This is a genomic window from Pseudoalteromonas sp. J2K-J979 (genome assembly GCF_058169715.2).
On the sequence record NZ_CM200281.1, the window covers coordinates 1333529 to 1352220 of the forward strand.

Annotated in this window: 17 protein-coding genes; 10 read left to right on the forward strand and 7 right to left on the reverse strand. The window is 41.2% G+C overall.

The genetic code is table 11. The annotated features are described in order from the left end of the window. Positions 1 to 59: 59 nt before the first annotated feature. Entirely contained in the window at positions 60 to 1421 is a 1362-nt protein-coding gene (locus tag AC3KVK_RS06170; RefSeq protein WP_490313395.1) for a Na+/H+ antiporter NhaC family protein, read from the forward strand. Positions 1422 to 1537: 116 nt separating this feature from the next. Continuing rightward, positions 1538 to 1843 carry an H-NS family nucleoid-associated regulatory protein gene (locus AC3KVK_RS06175; RefSeq protein ID WP_490313394.1) on the forward strand — a complete coding sequence of 102 codons (306 nt, stop codon included), beginning with the start codon at positions 1538 to 1540 and terminating at the stop codon, positions 1841 to 1843. 74 nt (positions 1844 to 1917) lie between these two features. Here AC3KVK_RS06175 and AC3KVK_RS06180 read toward each other — a convergent pair whose 3' ends face one another. Further along, positions 1918 to 2970, reverse strand: a complete 1053-nt coding sequence (locus AC3KVK_RS06180) for a fatty acid desaturase family protein (protein WP_490313393.1) — start codon at positions 2968 to 2970, stop codon at positions 1918 to 1920. Positions 2971 to 2972: 2 nt separating this feature from the next. Continuing rightward, on the reverse strand, positions 2973 to 4064 hold the full coding sequence (locus AC3KVK_RS06185) for a flavin reductase family protein (RefSeq protein WP_490313392.1): 1092 nt from the start codon (positions 4062 to 4064) through the stop codon (positions 2973 to 2975). Positions 4065 to 4346: 282 nt separating this feature from the next. On the opposite strand from AC3KVK_RS06185, the gene AC3KVK_RS06190 reads away from it, so the two are divergent. Further along, positions 4347 to 4844 (forward strand): DinB family protein, encoded by a 498-nt coding sequence (locus tag AC3KVK_RS06190; RefSeq protein WP_490313391.1) that lies wholly within the window; start codon positions 4347 to 4349, stop codon positions 4842 to 4844. Positions 4845 to 4922: 78 nt separating this feature from the next. Beyond that, positions 4923 to 5399 carry a DM13 domain-containing protein gene (locus AC3KVK_RS06195; protein ID WP_490313390.1) on the forward strand — a complete coding sequence of 159 codons (477 nt, stop codon included), beginning with the start codon at positions 4923 to 4925 and terminating at the stop codon, positions 5397 to 5399. 163 nt (positions 5400 to 5562) lie between these two features. Here the strand turns inward: AC3KVK_RS06195 and AC3KVK_RS06200 are convergent, their stop codons facing one another. Further along, complete coding sequence (locus tag AC3KVK_RS06200) at positions 5563 to 6954, reverse strand: class II fumarate hydratase (protein ID WP_490313389.1); 1392 nt, start codon at positions 6952 to 6954, stop codon at positions 5563 to 5565. Positions 6955 to 6962: 8 nt separating this feature from the next. Next, positions 6963 to 7328 carry a hypothetical protein gene (locus AC3KVK_RS06205; RefSeq protein WP_490313388.1) on the reverse strand — a complete coding sequence of 122 codons (366 nt, stop codon included), beginning with the start codon at positions 7326 to 7328 and terminating at the stop codon, positions 6963 to 6965. Positions 7329 to 7750: 422 nt separating this feature from the next. On the opposite strand from AC3KVK_RS06205, the gene AC3KVK_RS06210 reads away from it, so the two are divergent. Together AC3KVK_RS06210 and AC3KVK_RS06215 are read left to right on the forward strand one after the other, a co-directional pair. After that, positions 7751 to 8248: a hypothetical protein gene (locus tag AC3KVK_RS06210; RefSeq protein ID WP_490313387.1), complete on the forward strand. Its 498-nt coding sequence runs from the start codon at positions 7751 to 7753 to the stop codon at positions 8246 to 8248. Beyond that, positions 8241 to 8471 carry a helix-turn-helix transcriptional regulator gene (locus AC3KVK_RS06215; protein WP_490313386.1) on the forward strand — a complete coding sequence of 77 codons (231 nt, stop codon included), beginning with the start codon at positions 8241 to 8243 and terminating at the stop codon, positions 8469 to 8471. Before AC3KVK_RS06210 ends, AC3KVK_RS06215 begins: the two co-directional genes overlap by 8 nt. Before the next feature lie 424 nt (positions 8472 to 8895). Here AC3KVK_RS06215 and AC3KVK_RS06220 read toward each other — a convergent pair whose 3' ends face one another. Together AC3KVK_RS06220 and AC3KVK_RS06225 are read right to left on the reverse strand one after the other, a co-directional pair. After that, positions 8896 to 9132 (reverse strand): hypothetical protein, encoded by a 237-nt coding sequence (locus tag AC3KVK_RS06220; RefSeq protein ID WP_490313385.1) that lies wholly within the window; start codon positions 9130 to 9132, stop codon positions 8896 to 8898. A gap of 205 nt (positions 9133 to 9337) precedes the next feature. Then, entirely contained in the window at positions 9338 to 9826 is a 489-nt protein-coding gene (locus AC3KVK_RS06225; protein ID WP_490313384.1) for a GNAT family N-acetyltransferase, read from the reverse strand. 151 nt (positions 9827 to 9977) lie between these two features. Here AC3KVK_RS06225 and radD point away from each other — a divergent pair, with 151 nt between their 5' ends. Continuing rightward, complete coding sequence (radD, locus tag AC3KVK_RS06230; protein ID WP_490313412.1) at positions 9978 to 11726, forward strand: DNA repair helicase RadD; 1749 nt, start codon at positions 9978 to 9980, stop codon at positions 11724 to 11726. 99 nt (positions 11727 to 11825) lie between these two features. Further along, entirely contained in the window at positions 11826 to 12686 is an 861-nt protein-coding gene (locus AC3KVK_RS06235) for an IS982 family transposase (protein ID WP_518526932.1), read from the forward strand. 41 nt (positions 12687 to 12727) lie between these two features. Here AC3KVK_RS06235 and AC3KVK_RS06240 read toward each other — a convergent pair whose 3' ends face one another. Beyond that, on the reverse strand, positions 12728 to 13066 hold the full coding sequence (locus AC3KVK_RS06240) for a ribonuclease E inhibitor RraB (RefSeq protein ID WP_490313590.1): 339 nt from the start codon (positions 13064 to 13066) through the stop codon (positions 12728 to 12730). A gap of 191 nt (positions 13067 to 13257) precedes the next feature. Here AC3KVK_RS06240 and AC3KVK_RS06245 point away from each other — a divergent pair, with 191 nt between their 5' ends. After that, entirely contained in the window at positions 13258 to 14973 is a 1716-nt protein-coding gene (locus AC3KVK_RS06245) for an autotransporter assembly complex protein TamA (RefSeq protein WP_490313589.1), read from the forward strand. After that, positions 14970 to 18689 carry an autotransporter assembly complex protein TamB gene (gene tamB, locus AC3KVK_RS06250; protein ID WP_490313588.1) on the forward strand — a complete coding sequence of 1240 codons (3720 nt, stop codon included), beginning with the start codon at positions 14970 to 14972 and terminating at the stop codon, positions 18687 to 18689. The genes AC3KVK_RS06245 and tamB overlap by 4 nt, the downstream gene beginning before the upstream one ends. Positions 18690 to 18692 lie beyond the last annotated feature (3 nt).

Below are 18692 nucleotides of genomic sequence, written 5' to 3' on the forward strand. Positions count from 1 at the left end.
CGCGCTTATGAAATAATAAGCGCACTGTTGTATGCATAACAATAAAAACGAGATTCCAGATGCAAGATTCAATTTATACATTGTTGCCACCCATCGTGGCTATTTTTGTCGCTATTTGGCGAAAAAGTGCGATTCAAGCACTGGCGGTGGGGCTCCTATTAACTGGCTTGATGCAAGCACAATTCAATCCTGTTGCAAGTATATTAACGACCAGTGATACATTAATCGGGGTGTTTTCTGGCGCATCAAATCAACGGATTATTATTTTCAGTTTATTAATAGGTGCAATATTAATGCTGATTAAACAATCGGGTGGCGTCAATGCTTTTATTGCAGCATTATCAGAACGTCATTGGGTTAAAAATAAGCGTCAAGCCAGTTTATTACCGAGTATTATCGGCACCTCTATTTTTACTGATTCAAATTTGAGCATGTTTACCGCTGGTATCGCGAGTCAAAGTGTATTTGATAAATATGGGCTCTCGCGTGCTCGGTTAGCATTTTTAATTGATTCAACCTGCTCACCCGTGAGTATTTTATTGTTGATAAATGGTTGGGGTGCATACGTTTTAGGTTTGCTAGATGGTTATGCATTAACAGATACGGTTGGTATTTTAATCCAAACCATAGGGTATAACTTTTACCCAATTATCGTGTTGGTTATGGTTTATTATACTGCTATTTCGACGCGAGTATTTGGCCCGTTGAAATATGCTTCAAGCAAAGTCGAAGAAACAGCAGATCAACAAGTCTCAACAATGGGCAAAACTCGCTATATGTTAGTGCCGATGGGATTAATCGTTATTGTGACCTTGATTTTGTTATACATCACTGGCGAAGGCGATTTGCGCAGAGGTTCGGGTTCATTCTCAGTGATGTGGGCAGTGATAACGGCATTTATTACGCTCAGTGCATTATTATTTATTGATAAAGTTGTCACTATTAAAAGCTGGTTTAATTACTCAAGTGCCGGTATTAAGCAGCTTCTTCCTGCGGTGGTGGTGCTCGTATTAAGCTTTTCTTTTGGAGATGCGGTTAAAGCCTTTGGGACGGGGATATATGTGAGCGGTATTATGTCGGTTGAGGTTGCCCAAATAGGGTTGGCCCCATTGCTATTTATAACTGCTGGTATTATGGCTTTTGCCACAGGTACTTCTTGGGGAACCTTTGCTATTTTAATCCCAATAGCTGTACCATTATCATTGCATACAGGTTTGCCGCCGGCATTCTTAGTAGCAGCAGTGCTTGGAGGTGGGGTCTTTGGCGATCACTCGTCGCCGATTTCTGATAGTACGATAGTGGCATCAATAGCGAGTGGTTGCGAGCATATTGAACATGTTAAAACTCAGTTGCCTTATACCTTAGTCGCGGGGGGATTAACGATTATTTTATATATAGTGACAGCGTTAATGTTATTTTAAATATAATACAGAATATTTAAGAATAGTTAGTAATAAAAGGTCAATAGATTTGACCTTTTATTATTTTAAGAGCTACCTTATAATCATCGAAATTATTTAAAAGGTAGCCGGTCACAATGAAAGATATTAAATCATTTATTAAAGATGCTTCATTTAGCGATTTAGAAAAAGCAAAAGTATTAATCGAAAATGCGCTGGGAGAGCGTCAAGCCCAGGAGCAAGCTAAACAGGAAGTGTTGGCATTGTTAAAAGAAAAAGGATTAACAGTGGATGATTTAGTAGACAGTGGTGCACAAGATAAACGTGCGAAAGTACAAGCAAAGTACCGCATTACTCGTGATGGTGAAACATTTGAATGGTCTGGGCGTGGAAAACGTCCTAAAGCGTTTGAAGGTGTATTACTTGAACAATACCTAGTATAAGCTTAGTGTTAATGTGCAATAAAAAAGGAGCGGATAGCTCCTTTTTTATTGCTTAAAATAACTGCTCGTCTTTATTAAGGAAAAGAATAGCGTAAAATACGTTTTAGAACTTGGCTATATTGTTTAAAAAAGTGTCCTGAATTATAGGGGATACCGTGACGAGCAAAGATGGCTTGTACTTTTGGCGCCATCTCTTGGTAACGTGAGGAAGGTAAATCAGGGAATAAATGATGCTCAATCTGAAAGCTCAGGTGCCCGGTTAAAATATGGAACCATTTAGCTCCTTGGATATTAGATGAGCCTAAAGCTTGACGGTAATACCATTGTCCTTGGCTTTCGTCTTCACAGTCCTTAGCATTAAAAGTATGGACATCAGTGGTAAAATGACCACAGAAAATAATGGTTGAAGTCCATAAGTTGCGTAGTAAATTTGCAATTAAATTGCCACTTAAAACCCATAAAAATAACGGGCCGGCTAGAGCCGGAAATAATAGGTAATCTTTGAATAGCTGTTTACCGCCTTTTGAGAAAAAAGCGCGTTTTAATTGTGAAGGTTGAACTTTCGAATCGCGGTCTTGTTTCTTCCGACCTATAAACACACGTTCAGCAGCGAGTTCGTGGTATGACACGCCCCACTGAAATAATAAACTGAGATTAATATAAGTTATAAATTGCCAGAGGTTTTTTATACGCCATTTAAAATCATTGGATAGTCGTAATAATCCATATCCGAAGTCCCGATCTTTGCCGATAATATTCGTGTATGTGTGATGTTCATAATTGTGAATACGCTGCCAGCTCTTACCATCACAGGCAATATCCCATTCAAATTGACGAGAGTTTATATGGGGGTCGTTCATCCAATCATATTGACCGTGCATAACGTTATGACCAATTTCCATATTATCGAGAATTTTAGCGGTTGCTAGACTCACAACTCCAACAAGCCAGTAAATAGGGTGAATGAAGCCCAGCATTAGTAAAACTCGGCCACTCCATTCAAATAAGCGTTGGTAAGCAATTATTTTCCGGATATAACGCGCATCTTGAGTGCCTACTTTGGCTAAGGTGTTTTTTTTCAATGTATCGAGCTCATCCGCTAACAATGGGTAATTAATGTCTTTCATTTCTAAAGTTCCAATTCTAACGCGGTGACGGCTTGGCTGACGCAAAGTTGAATTAATTGCTCGCCATTCTGAGATAGCTGACCTGTTTTAAGGTGTCTCACAACCCCTGACTTTTTTACACACTGGCATTGGTGACAGACTCCAATCCGGCAGCCAAAGTTTGCTTTTATACCTTGCTGCTCTAACGTTGTGAGTAATATATTGTCAGTATGGGTATGAACTTGTTGTTGTTTACCAGCATGATTGACAGTGATCGCAATACGCGAACTATCGCTAGGTTTGTCAGAAGTGATAAGAGGAGGCTGGTAATATTCTGCTTGGCGCTGTGCAGGATCATGATGAAGTCGATTAAGTTCGTTATCAACGTGGTGTTTAAAATCTGCAGGACCACAAATCATTACTTGATCTGAAGCCGCGCAACCTTCTAGCGCAATAGCCAATGAATCGCCTTGTAATCGGGCAAGCAATCTAAGATTAAAGCTTTTATGCTGAGACGCGAGCGTAGTGAGTTCATCGGCAAATAAGTGTTGATCTGGTTTTGCAAAGTACAGTAAATGAATTGGACGCCGAGTGCCTGTTTGACGTTCATATACGCTATGAAGCATAGCCATAAAGGGAGTCACTCCTGAGCCTGCAGCCACCATGTAGAGTGGGGCCTTATGCGGGGCAATTTTGAATGCCCCTTGTGGGGCACTGATATTAACAAAGCTACCTTGATCTAAATGGGCTAATAGCTGACCTGTAAATGCGCCTTCTTCACTGATTTTAATGGATAATCGAATGCGGTTTTCATGATTGGCTTGGCCTTCACTTGACGAGATAGAAAATGCGCGAGTCATTAAGCGGCCATTGATTTGCGCCGTCAGTAGCACATGTTGGCCAGCATGATGAGATGGCCAGCAACGCTCAGGCTTGAGTTCCAAGCTGATACACTGCGCGCGTAAATGTACGATTTTCATCACTTTTGCGCGGTAATAGTGAGCTCGCCATTCAGGCTTTATTTGCTGGATTAACGGTTCTAAATACGCCTTCAGTGAAGATGTATGAAACAAAATCTTTGCAGTTGTGTTTGTAATTTTATTTAATAAATTCATTTTGAGCGTACAAGTGTTAGCTTAAATTTCAGCGCACAAGTGTACGTCGAAAATTTTAAAATTCAAGAGGGTTAGTGTAAATACTCAAACTGTTGTTGCTAAAAGCTCACTTTTAATAAGGGTTAAATCGATAAAGAGGGTGTATTTTAGAGATAGATCAGTAAGATGGTTCGTTAATTAATCTTCGTTTTGGCTAAAACATTTGGACAAGAAATAGAATTGCCAGTGTTGAGGTTAACCCGATAAAATAAAAATAACTAAACCAATAATACAAGAGGCGAAATGGACTTTGTTACTGCATTTAAATACAAACAGTGGGCTAACTCGCAGTTGTTGAACTGCGCAGAGCCGCAGATCGGGCAACTTCCACAAGACGAGGCTCGCTTTTTTATTCGGATTTTAAACCATACAACGGTTGTGGATAGCTTGTTCATCAGTCGAATAAGTGGCGCTGCTGAGTGTTATACGAGTGATAATACCGATGAAACACCAACGCTTAATCAGTTACAACAAACCATGAGTATGCATGATCAATGGCTTGTTGACTACACATTGCAAGTCAGTCCACAAGAATTGCTGCGAAATATTCAGTTTAAATTTACCGACGGCGAACATGGGCGACTCACGGTGAGTGAAATTTTACAGCATTTACTGACCCATGGCAGTAACCATCGAGGCATGGCCTCACGGGTGTTAGCATCACATGGACTTGAGCGACCAAAAGATACGTATACGCGCTATTTGCATCTTACTGAGCCAAGTCGACGTAAACATCCTTAGCTCTGTTTTGTGTATAATATGAATAGATGAAATATCTATGGGTTAACGAGTTCACCGATCGTGATTAGGAGGAAGCAAATGAGTAAACGTGCCAAAATAGCATTATTTTTCAGTCATATTACTGTGGCAGTAATTGCGTTTGCGAGTGGAGTTTATACGTTACCTATACTGATGGCTCCTGCTTCCCCCTCTGAAGCTGAGCTTTTAAACGTTACAAAAAACGCTCGTTTTAGCAGCGAATTTGTCCGAGGTTTACAAGACAGCGATTGGTTACACTTTGGTGAAGGCGAGCTGTTTATTAGCTCTACTTCGGTGGCGTTTTCGGGCACGCTTGCACCTGGGCCAGATTACAGGTTGTACTTTTCACCGCAATTTGTGCAAACTGAAACGGATTTTAAGCGCTTGAAATCAACGATGGTTGAAGTGTCGAGCGTGAAAACTTTTAATGATTTTTTAGTCACAATTCCTGCACATATCTCGCCTGATAATTACACCTCAGTGATTGTCTGGTGCGAAACGTTCGAGCAGTTTATTACCTCTGCGCAGTATCAATAGCGTTTGTAATCAATGAAAAGGCAATAAAACGCATCCGCTTTGAAAAGAGAAGGGTTAAATACGTCTTGTGACTTACTTAACCCACATTTGAGACGATCACTAAGTTGAAAATACAGCTTTGATCTGTTTTGCAGCTTAGCTTAATAAGCAGCTAAAATTGCAATTAACTTTGTTGGATCCCCCCTTTACTTAACTGTGTTGGATTAAGCAGGTTGGTGAGTTCATCGCGGCTTAAGTCAGTTTGCTGCTCAGCCACATCTATAATAGCTTGCCCTGTTTTATAGGCATGTTTGGCGATACTGGCCGCTTTTTCGTAGCCGATGATCGGGTTTAATGCTGTAACTAAAATAGGGTTACGGCTTAAAGCTTGGTTGAGCGTAGCTTCATTGACCGTAAAGCCAGCAATGGCTTGATCAGCAATCGACTGACAACTGCCACTGAGTAATTCTATCGTTTGCAAAATGTTGTAGGCAATCACAGGTAACATCACATTGAGCTCAAAATTACCTGATTGACCCGCAATAGTTACTGTGGTGTCATTACCTATGACCTGAGCACAGGCCATAGCAACAGCTTCAGGGATCACTGGGTTGACTTTTCCTGGCATAATCGAAGAGCCAGGCTGTAATGCGGGTAGGCTAATTTCGCCTAAACCTGCGAGTGGGCCACTATTCATCCAGCGCAAGTCATTGGCTATTTTTGTCAGTGCCACAGCCAATACTTTCAGCTGCCCAGAAAGCGCGACGATCGCATCTTGGCTGCCAATGTTGTAAAAAAAGTTGTTGCTGGGGCTAAAGTTTACGGCAGTGACAGTAGTTATATGTTGATTAAATATACTGGCAAATTCAGGGTGAGCATTAATCCCAGAGCCAACAGCAGTCCCGCCTTGGCCAAGCTGCGTTAGCTGCTTTAGAGAGTGGTCGATCCCGATTTCGGCTTGTTCGACTTGTGTCAGCCAGGCGCCTAATGTTTGGGCAAAACTAACAGGCATTGCATCCATTAAATGGGTACGACCTGTTTTGATTATAGCTCCGACCTCAGTGATTTTTTTTGTGAGTTGTTGTTTTAATTGTTCGATTGCAGGTTTCAGTTGTTCGTTGATGGCAAGAACAGCACTCACTTGAATGGCCGTGGGGATCACATCATTTGAGCTTTGACCCATGTTCACATCATCGTTTGGATGCACCGTTTGACCACTGTGCTGTGTTGCTAACGTTGCAATGACTTCGTTAGCATTCATGTTACTGCTGGTACCCGATCCGGTTTGAAACACATTAACTGGGAAATGATCATAAAAACGGCCACTGAGTACTTGTTGACAGGCAGACTCAATCGCCACACTGGTCTCTTGCGACAAGAGCCCAAGTTGATGATTACTTTTGGCTGCTGATAACTTTATGATAGCTAATGCATTAATAAACGTATGGGGTAGGGTCAACTTGCTGATGGTAAAGTTATTGACTGCACGCTGTGTTTGCGCTTGATAAAGTGCGTCAATGGGGACTTGCAGCTCGCCCATACTATCGTGTTCGGTTCGGGTTAATGGCTTATTCATGGAGATCCTTAGTAAGGGTTAAATTCGTGGCTGAGCACTCGCATTTCTTGTACGAGTTGTAAGTATTTTTGTTTTGATGTGTCGTTACGCAAATAAAACCGTTTTAAAGCGATCATCGGCTTGTAGATTTGGTCTAAGCACTGTTTACGCATCCGTTGGGTTTGTAATGGATCACAATACTTATTGAGTAAATCGTAAAATGTACGTCGTAAAAACAACTCTTGCAGTAAAATACACTGTTCTTTTTCGTAACATCGCGCGAGCAATAAACTTGCTTCAATGAAGTTGGCCACGCAGAGTTCTGGACAACGGGATTTTAAATTAAAATAACGCAGTCGTTGAATATATAAGCAAAACGCTTTTTCACTAGTCATAAATCATTTGCCACAACTGTAATGAGAATCATTATCATTGCAGTTGTGGCAAATAAATGCAATCTACTTTTAACTCGTTTTATCAATCTATGTGTTTAAAAATACCCAATTTTGTGCATAGGTCAAATATGAACATCAATATAATCGCTTGAATTAAAAAATAAATTAGTGATTTTTTACTTTGAATATAAAGTCGGGTTAAGCAATTTGGAGAGTGAATTATTTTATGCAAGATAGCTGATGAGTCGTTTTACTTTTACTTCTAATACCCAGTTAAGGGCAGGGCATTGATGAGCAAAACGAGTTATTCAGGTACTTAAAGTTAAATAACTTTCACTTAAAGTAAAAAATATTTGACACTGTAGTGGTAAGGCAACTAAGCTTGGCTATGTTAAAAATTTTTAACTCAAGGTAAAAGATAAATGACTAGAAAAGAAATGTTCAAAGACTGGTTAAATAGCATCAGTTTTAGAGAAGTGACCCTCAGTGTTGATTTACTGGCGTGTCTGTATATAGGTTATTTTTATATTGGCAGCGTTTTGAAGGCTACGCCTGAGCAGCTCGCTTCAGCCACATGGCTCTCAGGTTTGTTACTCCAAGTCATTATCTACTCAGTGATTTTGATGGTGGTCAGTTATATTTTATTGGCGTTTGCAACCGATAACGAGCTTAACGATCCGCTTGATGTGCGCGAAAAGCAAATTAGTCTAGTGGGTTATAAATACACTGCATATATTCTTCAAGTGGGGATCTGCGTAGCCATTTTTCAGTATCAAATTGAAGCACAAAACATCACACCGCTCGAGTATCACATCCCACATTTACCGTTACATATCATGGTGGGGGCGTTTATAATTGCTGAAATTGTGAATTACGCTACACAACTTTATAAAGGTCGGACGGGTAATATTTATGAGTAGCAATATCAGCAACTCAATTCGTACATTGCGTTTTTTACACAATGAAATGACGCAAAAACAACTCGCGGACGCAATCGGTGTCACTCGGCAAACGGTCATGGCTATTGAAGCGAATAAGTATTCTCCGACTTTAGAAGTGGCCTTTAAAATTGCGCTGGTGTTTGAGTTACCACTTGAAGAAGTCTTTCAATATCAGCGAGACATTATGTCTAAAGATGCCTAAGGGCGTATGCATGCCTTCAGCATCCATATTATTTAAGGGAGTTTATGGAAGGGCTTTGGCACATCATTTAGTTTAAATTATCAATTTTATTTTTTAATAATTAGCTAGCTAAACCATGTGACCAAACTGGTAATGATGATGAGCCAAAATACAATGCCAAGAAAAACACAGCTATTAACGTGTTTTTCAGTATTTCTTGGGGGATTTCCTTGGGTTAGGCAATATAAACAAACTCGTCCAGTCCAATATAAAAGTGCTTCGACAATGAGATCAACGATGATAAATCGCAAAAATCGCCCGAGTCCCTGAAGAAAAATATCGGCTTCCATCAAAGCACCTCTGGTTTGAATTGACGAGTTAAGTTCATAATTATCATACGGGCTTTATTCAATAGTTAACTTCGTTTAGTTTCTTTGTTTCGTAACTAATGTTGATTAGTGTTTAAGTTTTCAGGTAGCTCAAAGGTGCGAGTTTTAATTGTGGTCGAAAATACCGGTTTGGTTAGTTCATATTCGCCTGTTTGTGGATTGAACTCCCAATCAGATGAGCCTGAGGCAATTATTTCAGGATCGTATTGTGCAGTGTTTGTTTCTACAGTGACATTGCAGCCGGTTAAAAAAACTGCGGTTGCGCATACGGTTAGTAAAGAAGATTTTTTCATTGTTAACTCACTATTGTTATTGGGTTGGCTTCTTAAGTATTGGCGCAAGTATAAAAGCCTCTTTGTTTGCCGTTCATTGAAAATGATGAGCGGTAAAAATAGCGGTTAAGTGGTTAATTCATTGAGTAAGAGTGAATTAATAACTGATATTATCAGTTCTGGCGTATGTTGGGGTTTGATTCTGCACCTTGATGTGCGGTGCGCACTAAAGCGTGCGCGCCATTAAGTATGAGTCAACATAGACACCTGCTTTTAGAGCATAGTTTTTTGCGGTGCCCTCAATCACAAAGCCATTTTTTTCGTAAAGAGCCAGAGCCGCTTCATTATCTGTATAGACTTCGAGTTCGATTCGGCTAATCCCCATCCACTGGATCGCGAGTTCAATGAAGGCGCTTAATAAAGCATGACCTACTCCTTGGTTTCGGGCTGATTCACACACTATCATGCCAATATTACAGGCATGACGTCGGCGTGGGTTGGTGTAGTTCTCAGCGCCAAGTTGACCCACCACCCGGCCATCAATTTCAGCCACTAAACTTAACCAGTTATCGGGCATATTTGTGAGTCGTTTAATCCATTTCTCTTTGTTAGCAAAGGGGTGCTGAAGGGTATTACTGTAGCAACTTTTTTGTGAAATGATGGCAAAAATACCATCGATATCACTGGCGGCACTGTGACGGACCTTAATTGTCATGTTCGTTCCTTTTTTATCAGAGGGTTAACCAGATTACCTTTAATAATCCGTTGTTCACAAATGAATTAAACTGCTGATTCAGATTAGATATTTTTATCTATTTTGAGACACGATATACTAGTGATGTGAACGATTTAACTCTAAAGGTCAGATTATCTACACTCTTCGTCCTTATCAGCAAGAAGCTGTTAATAATACGCTGAGCCATTTTAGGCAAACCAATGATGCTGCGGTGATAGTTTTACCGACTGGCGCAGGTAAAAGTTTAGTGATCGCTGAATTAGCACGCTTAGCGAAACGCAAAATACTGGTATTGGCTCATGTTAAAGAGCTAGTAGAACAAAACTGCGAAAAATATCAGAGTTATGGCCTGACAGCGAGTGTGTTTTCTGCAGGCTTAAAACAAAAATCGCTCAAAGCGCAAGTGACCTTTGCCAGTGTACAATCGCTCAGTGCGAACCTAGCGCAACTCGACGAACCCTATTCGTTGTTGATTATTGACGAATGCCACCGTGTTGATAACAGTGAGACAACTCAATACAACCGATTGATTTCAAAACTACAGCAACTTAATCCAGAGTTAAAAATATTAGGCTTAACGGCCACTCCTTATCGTTTAGGGATGGGATGGATTTATCACCATCACTATCACGGTTTTGTCAGGGGCACAGCACAAAGCCCGTTTGTGAAGTGTATCTATGAGTTACCGTTACGTTATATGATTAAACACAAGTTTTTAACGCCCCCAGAGGTGTTAGATGCGGCAATTAGCCATTATGACTTTGCGGCGTTACCACATGATAGTTTTGGACGGATCAGCGGCACAGATTTAAACCGCATGCTCAAAGGAAATCAACGAGCGACAAAAGCCATTATTGAGCAAGTGATCAGTTTAAGCGACGAGCGACAAGGAGTAATGATTTTTGCAGCTACAGTTGAGCATGCAAAAGAAATTATGCGCTATTTGGTCAACCATCAAGCGGTGCTCGTAACAGGTGAAACTGATAACGCCGTTCGTGACAGGATTGTTATTGATTTTAAGGCTAAAAAAATCAAGTTTTTAGTCAATGTATCAGTACTCACAACTGGGTTTGATGCGCCGCATGTGGACTTTATTGCGATTTTACGTCCGACGGAATCAGTCAGTTTGTACCAGCAAATTGTTGGGCGTGGGCTGCGGTTAAGTCCGGGAAAAACAGATTGCTTAGTCATTGATTATGCAGGTAATGGATTTGATTTATTCTATCCTGAAGTGGGGGCAAAAAAACCAAGTACTGACAGCGAACCGGTACAAGTGATGTGCCCAGGCTGTGGCTTTGCCAATACATTTTGGGGGAAAACGGACGAAAAGGGGCAAGTCATCGAGCATTTTGGCCGCCGATGCCAAGGGTTATTAATTGATGATGAGTTACAGCAGAGTCAGCAATGTGATTATCGTTTTCGTTTTAAAGAGTGTGATCACTGTGGAGCTGAAAACGATATCGCAGCGCGTGTTTGCCATGATTGCCATGAATTGTTGGTGGATCCCGACGATAAATTACGTGCAGCACTTAACTTGAAAGATGCACTGGTTTTACGCTGTGCGGGGCTTACTGCCACAGCTGTTGGAGAGGATAAAATAAAAATCACGTACTTTGATGAGGCAGGAACCAGTTGTGATGAGGTGTTTAATTTTGCAGTGAAAGCTGCATTGTATATTTTTAATCAGCAATTTGGTCAGCGAATGGGGCAAGGGCAAATACCAGTCGAGTTTACTGATGTGACTCAAGTATTACGAGTCGCCGAGGCGCTAGTTGCCCCTGATTTTGTAATTGCTCGAAAAGCAAAGTTTGGTTGGAAAATAGCAGAAAAAATATTTGATTATGAGGGAGCATACCGTAAGGCTCACCAAGAGCGCTGAGCCTTACATAACCTGAGCTGCACATAAGAAATGGAACTAAATGCCCTTGCGGTGATCAGATCTTTCGACCAAGAAACATAAGATTACCGAGGCAAGGGCATGAATAACTTAGATGCAATTTACGTAGATGTCGATGATTTTTGTTTATTGTTTGAACCTCAATGGCTTAAACACCTAATAGAATCAGGTGAAAAGCAACGCATTAAGCCATCTCGACTATCCTCTAGCGAAGTGATGACTATATTAATTGCTTTTCATCAATCAGGTTATCGCGATTTTAAAACTTACTACACCAAATTTGTTTATCAGTATTGGCGACATTATTTTCCTGATTTAGTCAGTTATACACGTATGTTGAAGTTACTTCAGGCCACGTTACCTGCTCTGTGCAGCTATCTGAAGCAGCGCTTTGATAAACCAACAGGCATTGCATTTATCGATTCCACTTCTCTCAAGGTGTGTCACAACATGCGTATTCCTCGTCACCAAGTTTTCGCGGGAGAAGCCAAACGAGGCAAAGGAACAATGGGCTGGTTTTATGGCTTTAAACTTCACCTCATCATGAATGATGAAGGGGGTTTATTAGCTGTAAAAGTGACAGCTGGGAATGTTGATGATAGACAGCCGGTATTAGATATGGTTGATAATGTTACAGGTAGTTTATACGCTGATAAAGGTTATGTATCTGCAAACTTAAAAGCGGAACTTGCTGAGCAAGGCATTGATTTTATTACAGGTCAACGAAGTAATATGAAACGTCAGCCAATATCATCTTGGGATAGAGCGATGTTATCAAAGCGTTTCATCATTGAAACAGTTTTCGACCAGCTGAAAAATATGGCTCAAATAGACCACACAAGGCACCGCAGCTGCATCTCATTTATGGTTAATTTAATGGCTGGATTAATTGCCTATACTTTTCAGACTAAAAAGCCGAGTATAAAAGTGACTCGGCTTTAATTCTTATGCAGATCTGAGGTTACATAGATTGATGGTTGAGGTTACTCGTTTAAATCATCGCCCAAAATACCCCATCCATCACCGTAGCCATTTTTAGGATTGGCGAGGCTTTCAATATATTGCTCAGTTTGGCCCAATAACGTGTGATCTGGCACCATTTTGACTGATGCAATCACTTCCCACACCCCTGTGTCTGGGCATTTTTGCAACGCAGTACTAGGCGCAAGCTCATCTGTTTCGATAAGGGTGATGAAAGACTCGGCATCAGGCTTTTGCTCAAATAGAATAAAAAAATCAACGGTATGGACTTGTGCCAAGTCTAAACCTGCGTCCGCCATGTCGGCTAATAATTGCCCATTGTCATCATCAGGAAATTGCATCTCAGGTACTCAGTAATTCGAATTAGCCGCTATTGTCTTAGAATTTAATCAAAATAAAAAGCGTCGTTGTAAAAAAAGCATCGATTATTTTTCATGGATTACAATTGCGAACATAAAAGGCTCATTTTACTGATTTTATATGATAAAATTGTTTTGTTTTTTCGCTTCGTTTTTCTGTAAGGATTGCTTTTTTGTTGCGACTCACTTGGTTTTATTTATGTTTTTTTTCTTTGGCGATCAGTGCGAGTGAGCTGCCAATCGAAAAGTACTCAATTAAAGGGCTCGATAGCGCACTTGAAGAAAATGTGCTGAGTTACCTAAGCGAAACTTTGCAAGCCGAACCTTCACCGTACATAAAGCAACATATCGAGCAACAAACTAGGCATGCTCTTAAAGCGCTTGGTTATTATCAGCCGACCATTAAAACTAAGTTCGTTAGTAAAAAAACGACGACGGTTGTTGAGCTTGAAATAGCCCGAGGGCCGGTGACTCGAATTGCTGGAATAGATGTCGTCATCAATGGGGAAGCACAACACGATCCAGAATTTATGGCTGTTGTGAAAACGTTACCTTTGGTGCAAGGCCAGGTTCTTAATCACAGTGATTACAGTGCAAGTAAAGACAAAGTGAGAAGTATTATCTTAGAGCTTGGTTATTTTGATGCTCAATGGAGCCAATCTGAACTGGCTGTAACCTTAGCGACCAATAGCGCACATATTCATTTACATTTAGAGAGTGGGGTGCGTTACAAATTCGGGCCTGTACAGGTAAAAAGTGACACGCCAGCAGGGGATTTTATCCGGGGTTTACAACCGTTTAAACTCAATGATCCCTTTAAAGCCGAACAATTAGCGCATTTCAACCTTGATTTGGGCAACACCCCTTATTTTCAAAGTGTCCGTGTGCATGCTGATGTGAGTAAACGAGCCCAAGGAGTTGTTCCCGTGGTGGTCGAAATACTTCATAAACCAGCCAATAGTTATGAAGTTGGTGGAGGTTTTTCGACGGATTTAGGAGCGAAAGCTCGATTTAAATGGAGTCGTCCTTGGCATGGCGAACGAGGTCATTATATTGACAGCAATTTAGAACTATCCGAAATAGAACAAGAAATCCGCTTTTCTTACACCGTGCCAGTTGCAAACCCAATCGATGATGTATGGCGTTATGTCGCCGGTTATTTGCGAGAAGATAATCCAGAAATCAATAAAACAACTGCAAAATTAACAACACAAATCCAGCGGCAATGGTTAACTTCCGATAACTGGATCCGGACTGCGTTTCTGAAATATGAGCGCGAGGATTATATGTTAGGCGAACAAGCGGATAAAACAGAAATGTTATTACCAGGGGTGAGTTACGCTCGCAAGAAAGCGCGCGGTGGCATGACGCCTTATTGGGGGCAACAATTAAACTTTACTTTGGAAGCGGGTAGCGAAAAGCTGATCTCAAGCACCGATTTACTGAAAATTCAATTACAGACAGCCATTCTCAGAACTTACGATACTCGTCATTTGTTTTTTTCAAGAGCGACATTAGGGGCTATTTTGGTCGATGATATTACCAGTGTGCCTGTCTCGATGCGTTTTTTCGCAGGTGGTGATCAAAGTATTCGTGGCTTTCAATATGAATCGGTTTCTCCGCGCGAAAATGACGAATTAGTGGGGGGACGGTATCTGACTACAGGTACCTTTGAGTACAATTACCAGTTTGCAAAAAGTTGGCGTGCAGCGGTATTTGTTGATGCCGGGACAGCGACCAATGATTTTAGTGAAGATCTCTCCGTGGGGGCGGGAATTGGCTTACGGTGGTTAACGCCTGTAGGACCCGTTCGACTAGATACTGCATGGGCTGTCAGTGATCCAGATAAACCTGCCCGCTTAAGTATTACCATAGGGCCTGAAATATGATTCGTCTGTGGTTTCGCCGTTTGCGTCACTGGTTGTTTTGGCCTGTTGTAACGATTTTCACTCTCTTATTTTGCGTGTTGTTTACCATTCCCGGTAATCAATTCATTGCTTGGTCTGCAAACCAGTTGGTGGCTGGTTTGCATATTGATATCCGAAATACCCGATTTTTCGATAACAAACCTTTTTCTGTTAGGTATCAGCACCAAGGTGTTCAGGTTAACGCATCTCAGATCCGTTTGGGCTTAGATTGGTTTTGCGAAGATGTGTGTATAAATAACCTCAGTGTGCAGTCGTTGGTCGTGCAATTACCTGATTCCCCACCTGAAGTAGAGCAAGATATTGAACGCTTTTCTACACCGCAGGCACTTGCTAGTAAACCGATTGTCATTATCCCTGAATCAGAGTTAATTGAACTACCATTTAGTTTAACGCTTGATTCATTAACGGTTGCTCATTTTAGATTACAACAAGGCAAGTTTAAGCAAGTTAAAGCGGCGCAATTAGCTGTGAAATTGCATGCTGAGCAAAGTACGCTCACGCTTAGTTATGTTCGGCTAAAAGAGCTGATTTATGTTGATGAGTCGCCTAAGCCAAAAACGGACACATCGCCTTTAACTGAATTGCCAGCACTGGCGAATTTTGAATTGTATAGTCCTCTGTTAGTGGTGGCAAAGGATGTCAGTGTAGCGTCTTTTCAATTTGAGAACCCGCAGCCAGTAGTTGCAATATCTGACATTCATTTAAGTGCCCAATTACATGAACAAGCGCTCGCGATTGACACGTTGTCGTTACGTCATCCTCAAGGACAATTGCATATTGTGGGAGAAGCAGAGCTAGTTGCTGATAATTCGCTGTCCTTAACAATGAATATCCAAAATGAAAGCAATCAGTTAAGTACTGTTGTGCAAGGCCCATTACATGACTTATCTGTGAAAATGAATAACGCTGGTCAGTATCCATTTTCTCTGACCGTAGGTGCAGACTTGACCCATGTTAATTATCCCTTTTCTTTGCAAGGAACGATAAATAATTGGCAATTGGCCATGATCGAACCGGCTATTTTTATTTCAGAAGCTAGCGTAGCGATGGATGGCCAAGCAAATAACTATCAATTGTCATTAAGCGCACAAGCCCAGTTGAATGGTTATGCAAAACTGACTAGTGCCATAGCTGGCAAGGGTTCATTGACGCAATTTGAATTAGAGCATGCGCAGATCAAAACTCCCAAGAGTGACATTACATTAGCAGGTCAGGTCGACTGGCAAAATGATCTTAGTGCCGATGCATCGTTGGCGTTAACTCAACTAGATTTAAGTGAAGTATTGGCGGGTTATTCAAGTCAGCTTCAGGGTGAAGCCCGGGTTAAATTTGTGCAACAAGCTGAGCATTGGCAGCTGGATGTATCGAAATTTGACGTGCAAGGTGAAGTGAATGAAATTCCGCTTTCGGTTGACATAGCCGCAGTAATTGATGAGCGTTTACATGCCCAATTTGAGGGTGTAAATGTCCGTAGCGGAGATAATTTTCTGCAATTAGTTGGTAACGTGACCGATGAATGGCAACTTGAAGGCGTTGTTTCGTTACACCAGCCTCAACAAATATCAGCAGAGATATCAGGTTTAGCTCGTGGTGAGTTTTCAGTCAATGGGCTACGGGCCTCTCCTTTTATTGATTGGCAATTCGAAGTTGAGCAGTTTAATGCTCCAGACATCACCATTGAGCGCTTTGATTCGGTTGGTCGGGTTGATATTGCGAATCATTTTGAGGCGACAATCGACGTGAATGCGGCAAACATTATATTTGAGCAAAAGCATATCCGTGAATTAACACTTGAACTTAAAGGTAATGAATATTCTCAAACAGGGGTCTTTAATTTGGACTCAGATTGGTTGAGCAGTGGGTTTTCATTGAGGGGGAAACGACAAGATCAAATTTGGCAAGGCGAGTTAGCTCAATTGTTTGTCTCAGATAATGTAAAACGTTTCACGGTTGAAACGCCGATGCGATTGTCGGTCAATTGGTCAAAACAAGCTTTAACGATTGCAGCTCATTGTTGGCAGTCAATTTATTCAACACTCTGTGTGGATAAGCTCGCTGCTGATACACAAGATGGCCATATAAAATTAGCGTTAAAAGAATTCAACCTACGTTCAATAGACCACCTGTTACCCTCGGAAATCACTGCGATGGGCTTGTTTGTAGGTCGTTTAGATTTGAAGTGGCGACAACGCAAACTGACCTCGCTTGATGCGACTATTCGCAGTGAAGAGTTTGGCTTAACACTGCGACAAGATGATCAAACGTTTAACCTTCCATTCGAAATGACGCAAGTCACCGCGCTGGCAGATGCAAACAGTGCGCAGCTATCAGCTCAACTTGACTCCACATTATTAGGATCGCTTAATTCTAAGTTAACAATTTCGGATTTAATGGGGATTCGAAATCTGGTGGGTCACTTGAACCTTTCGCAGACGCAATTAAGTAACTTCAAACCTTTTTTAAAGCAGTTTGATCAATTAAAAGGCGGTGTTTCGGCAGATGTCGCTATCGCAGGCACTTTGGCTAAACCGGACTTAACTGGACGGGTTATTGCACATGATGTTGCTATTGCCGGGACTCAATTTCCGATTGCTCTCGATAAAAGTGAAGTGATGGTAGAGTTTAATCAGCAACAAGCTGATATTCAGGCCCAACTTTATGATACTAAAGGTGGTCAGGCCAATGTGAGCGGGCAATTAGATTGGCAAGCGGAGCACTTAGCTGGGCACTTTAAGGCAAAAGGGGATCAGCTCTTAATCCAGCCTGATACAGGAATTAAGTTAAAATTAAGCCCTGATGTACACATCGCATTTTCTGAGCGACGATTTAATCTGTCTGGTGAAGTCGTCGTCCCTTACGGTCGAATAGAATTAAAAACGTTACCAAAAGGGGCGGTTAAAGTATCGGATGATGAGGTGATTGTCGACGCGCAAATAAAAACTCAGAAATCCTTACCATTTGATTACATTCTCGATTTGGACTTAATCGTCCGTGATGATGTGCGAATTGATTCATTTGGCTTAAACTCTAAGGTCAGAGGGCATATTAATCTTAAAAAAAATGCACTTAGTCCACTGTTAGCTGTAGGGGATATGAATTTAGTGTCTGGCAAATATTTAGCTTTATCGCAGGACTTGCAAATTCAAAGAGGTCAAATAGGCTTTAATGGGGCGCTCGATAAACCTTATTTAAATATTAAAGCAATCCGCAACCCTGATACGACAGCTGATGGAGTCATTGCTGGAGTCAAATTGACAGGCCCTATTGAGACCCCACAGTTGGAAATTTTCTCAGAGCCGAGTATGGATCAAGCAATGTCGTTATCGTATCTACTCAATGGCCGTCCTCTGGGGGAGGGTGACACATCGAATGATGGTTTGTTGACACAAATGCTCATTACCCAGGGCTTATCTCGCAGTGAAGGCATGGTCAGTCGTTTTGGTGAGGCAATAGGCATTGAAGATATCGCGGTTGGTTCAACAGGCTCAGGTGATGATACTAAGGTTGAAATTAGTGGTTATGTATTACCTGGCGTGAAGGTGAGATACAGCATAGGTATATTCGACCCCATTACGGAGATTGCAGTTCGGTATCAAATTATGCCTCAGCTGTATATTGAAGCGACGAATGGGGTGAACAATGCTTTGGATATATTGTATAAATTCGATTGGGATTAATCT

Excerpts from the sequence above, each read along its gene's own strand:
- AC3KVK_RS06170 (WP_490313395.1), top strand. The coding sequence starts at position 60 with ATGCAAGATTCAATTTATACATTGTTGCCACCCATCGTGGCTATTTTT.
- AC3KVK_RS06175 (WP_490313394.1), top strand. The coding sequence starts at position 1,538 with ATGAAAGATATTAAATCATTTATTAAAGATGCTTCATTTAGCGATTTA.
- AC3KVK_RS06180 (WP_490313393.1), bottom strand. The coding sequence starts at position 2,970 with ATGAAAGACATTAATTACCCATTGTTAGCGGATGAGCTCGATACATTG.
- AC3KVK_RS06185 (WP_490313392.1), bottom strand. The coding sequence starts at position 4,064 with ATGAATTTATTAAATAAAATTACAAACACAACTGCAAAGATTTTGTTT.
- AC3KVK_RS06190 (WP_490313391.1), top strand. The coding sequence starts at position 4,347 with ATGGACTTTGTTACTGCATTTAAATACAAACAGTGGGCTAACTCGCAG.
- AC3KVK_RS06195 (WP_490313390.1), top strand. The coding sequence starts at position 4,923 with ATGAGTAAACGTGCCAAAATAGCATTATTTTTCAGTCATATTACTGTG.
- AC3KVK_RS06200 (WP_490313389.1), bottom strand. The coding sequence starts at position 6,954 with ATGAATAAGCCATTAACCCGAACCGAACACGATAGTATGGGCGAGCTG.
- AC3KVK_RS06205 (WP_490313388.1), bottom strand. The coding sequence starts at position 7,328 with ATGACTAGTGAAAAAGCGTTTTGCTTATATATTCAACGACTGCGTTAT.
- AC3KVK_RS06210 (WP_490313387.1), top strand. The coding sequence starts at position 7,751 with ATGACTAGAAAAGAAATGTTCAAAGACTGGTTAAATAGCATCAGTTTT.
- AC3KVK_RS06215 (WP_490313386.1), top strand. The coding sequence starts at position 8,241 with ATGAGTAGCAATATCAGCAACTCAATTCGTACATTGCGTTTTTTACAC.
- AC3KVK_RS06220 (WP_490313385.1), bottom strand. The coding sequence starts at position 9,132 with ATGAAAAAATCTTCTTTACTAACCGTATGCGCAACCGCAGTTTTTTTA.
- AC3KVK_RS06225 (WP_490313384.1), bottom strand. The coding sequence starts at position 9,826 with ATGACAATTAAGGTCCGTCACAGTGCCGCCAGTGATATCGATGGTATT.
- AC3KVK_RS06235 (WP_518526932.1), top strand. The coding sequence starts at position 11,826 with ATGAATAACTTAGATGCAATTTACGTAGATGTCGATGATTTTTGTTTA.
- AC3KVK_RS06240 (WP_490313590.1), bottom strand. The coding sequence starts at position 13,066 with ATGCAATTTCCTGATGATGACAATGGGCAATTATTAGCCGACATGGCG.
- tamB (WP_490313588.1), top strand. The coding sequence starts at position 14,970 with ATGATTCGTCTGTGGTTTCGCCGTTTGCGTCACTGGTTGTTTTGGCCT.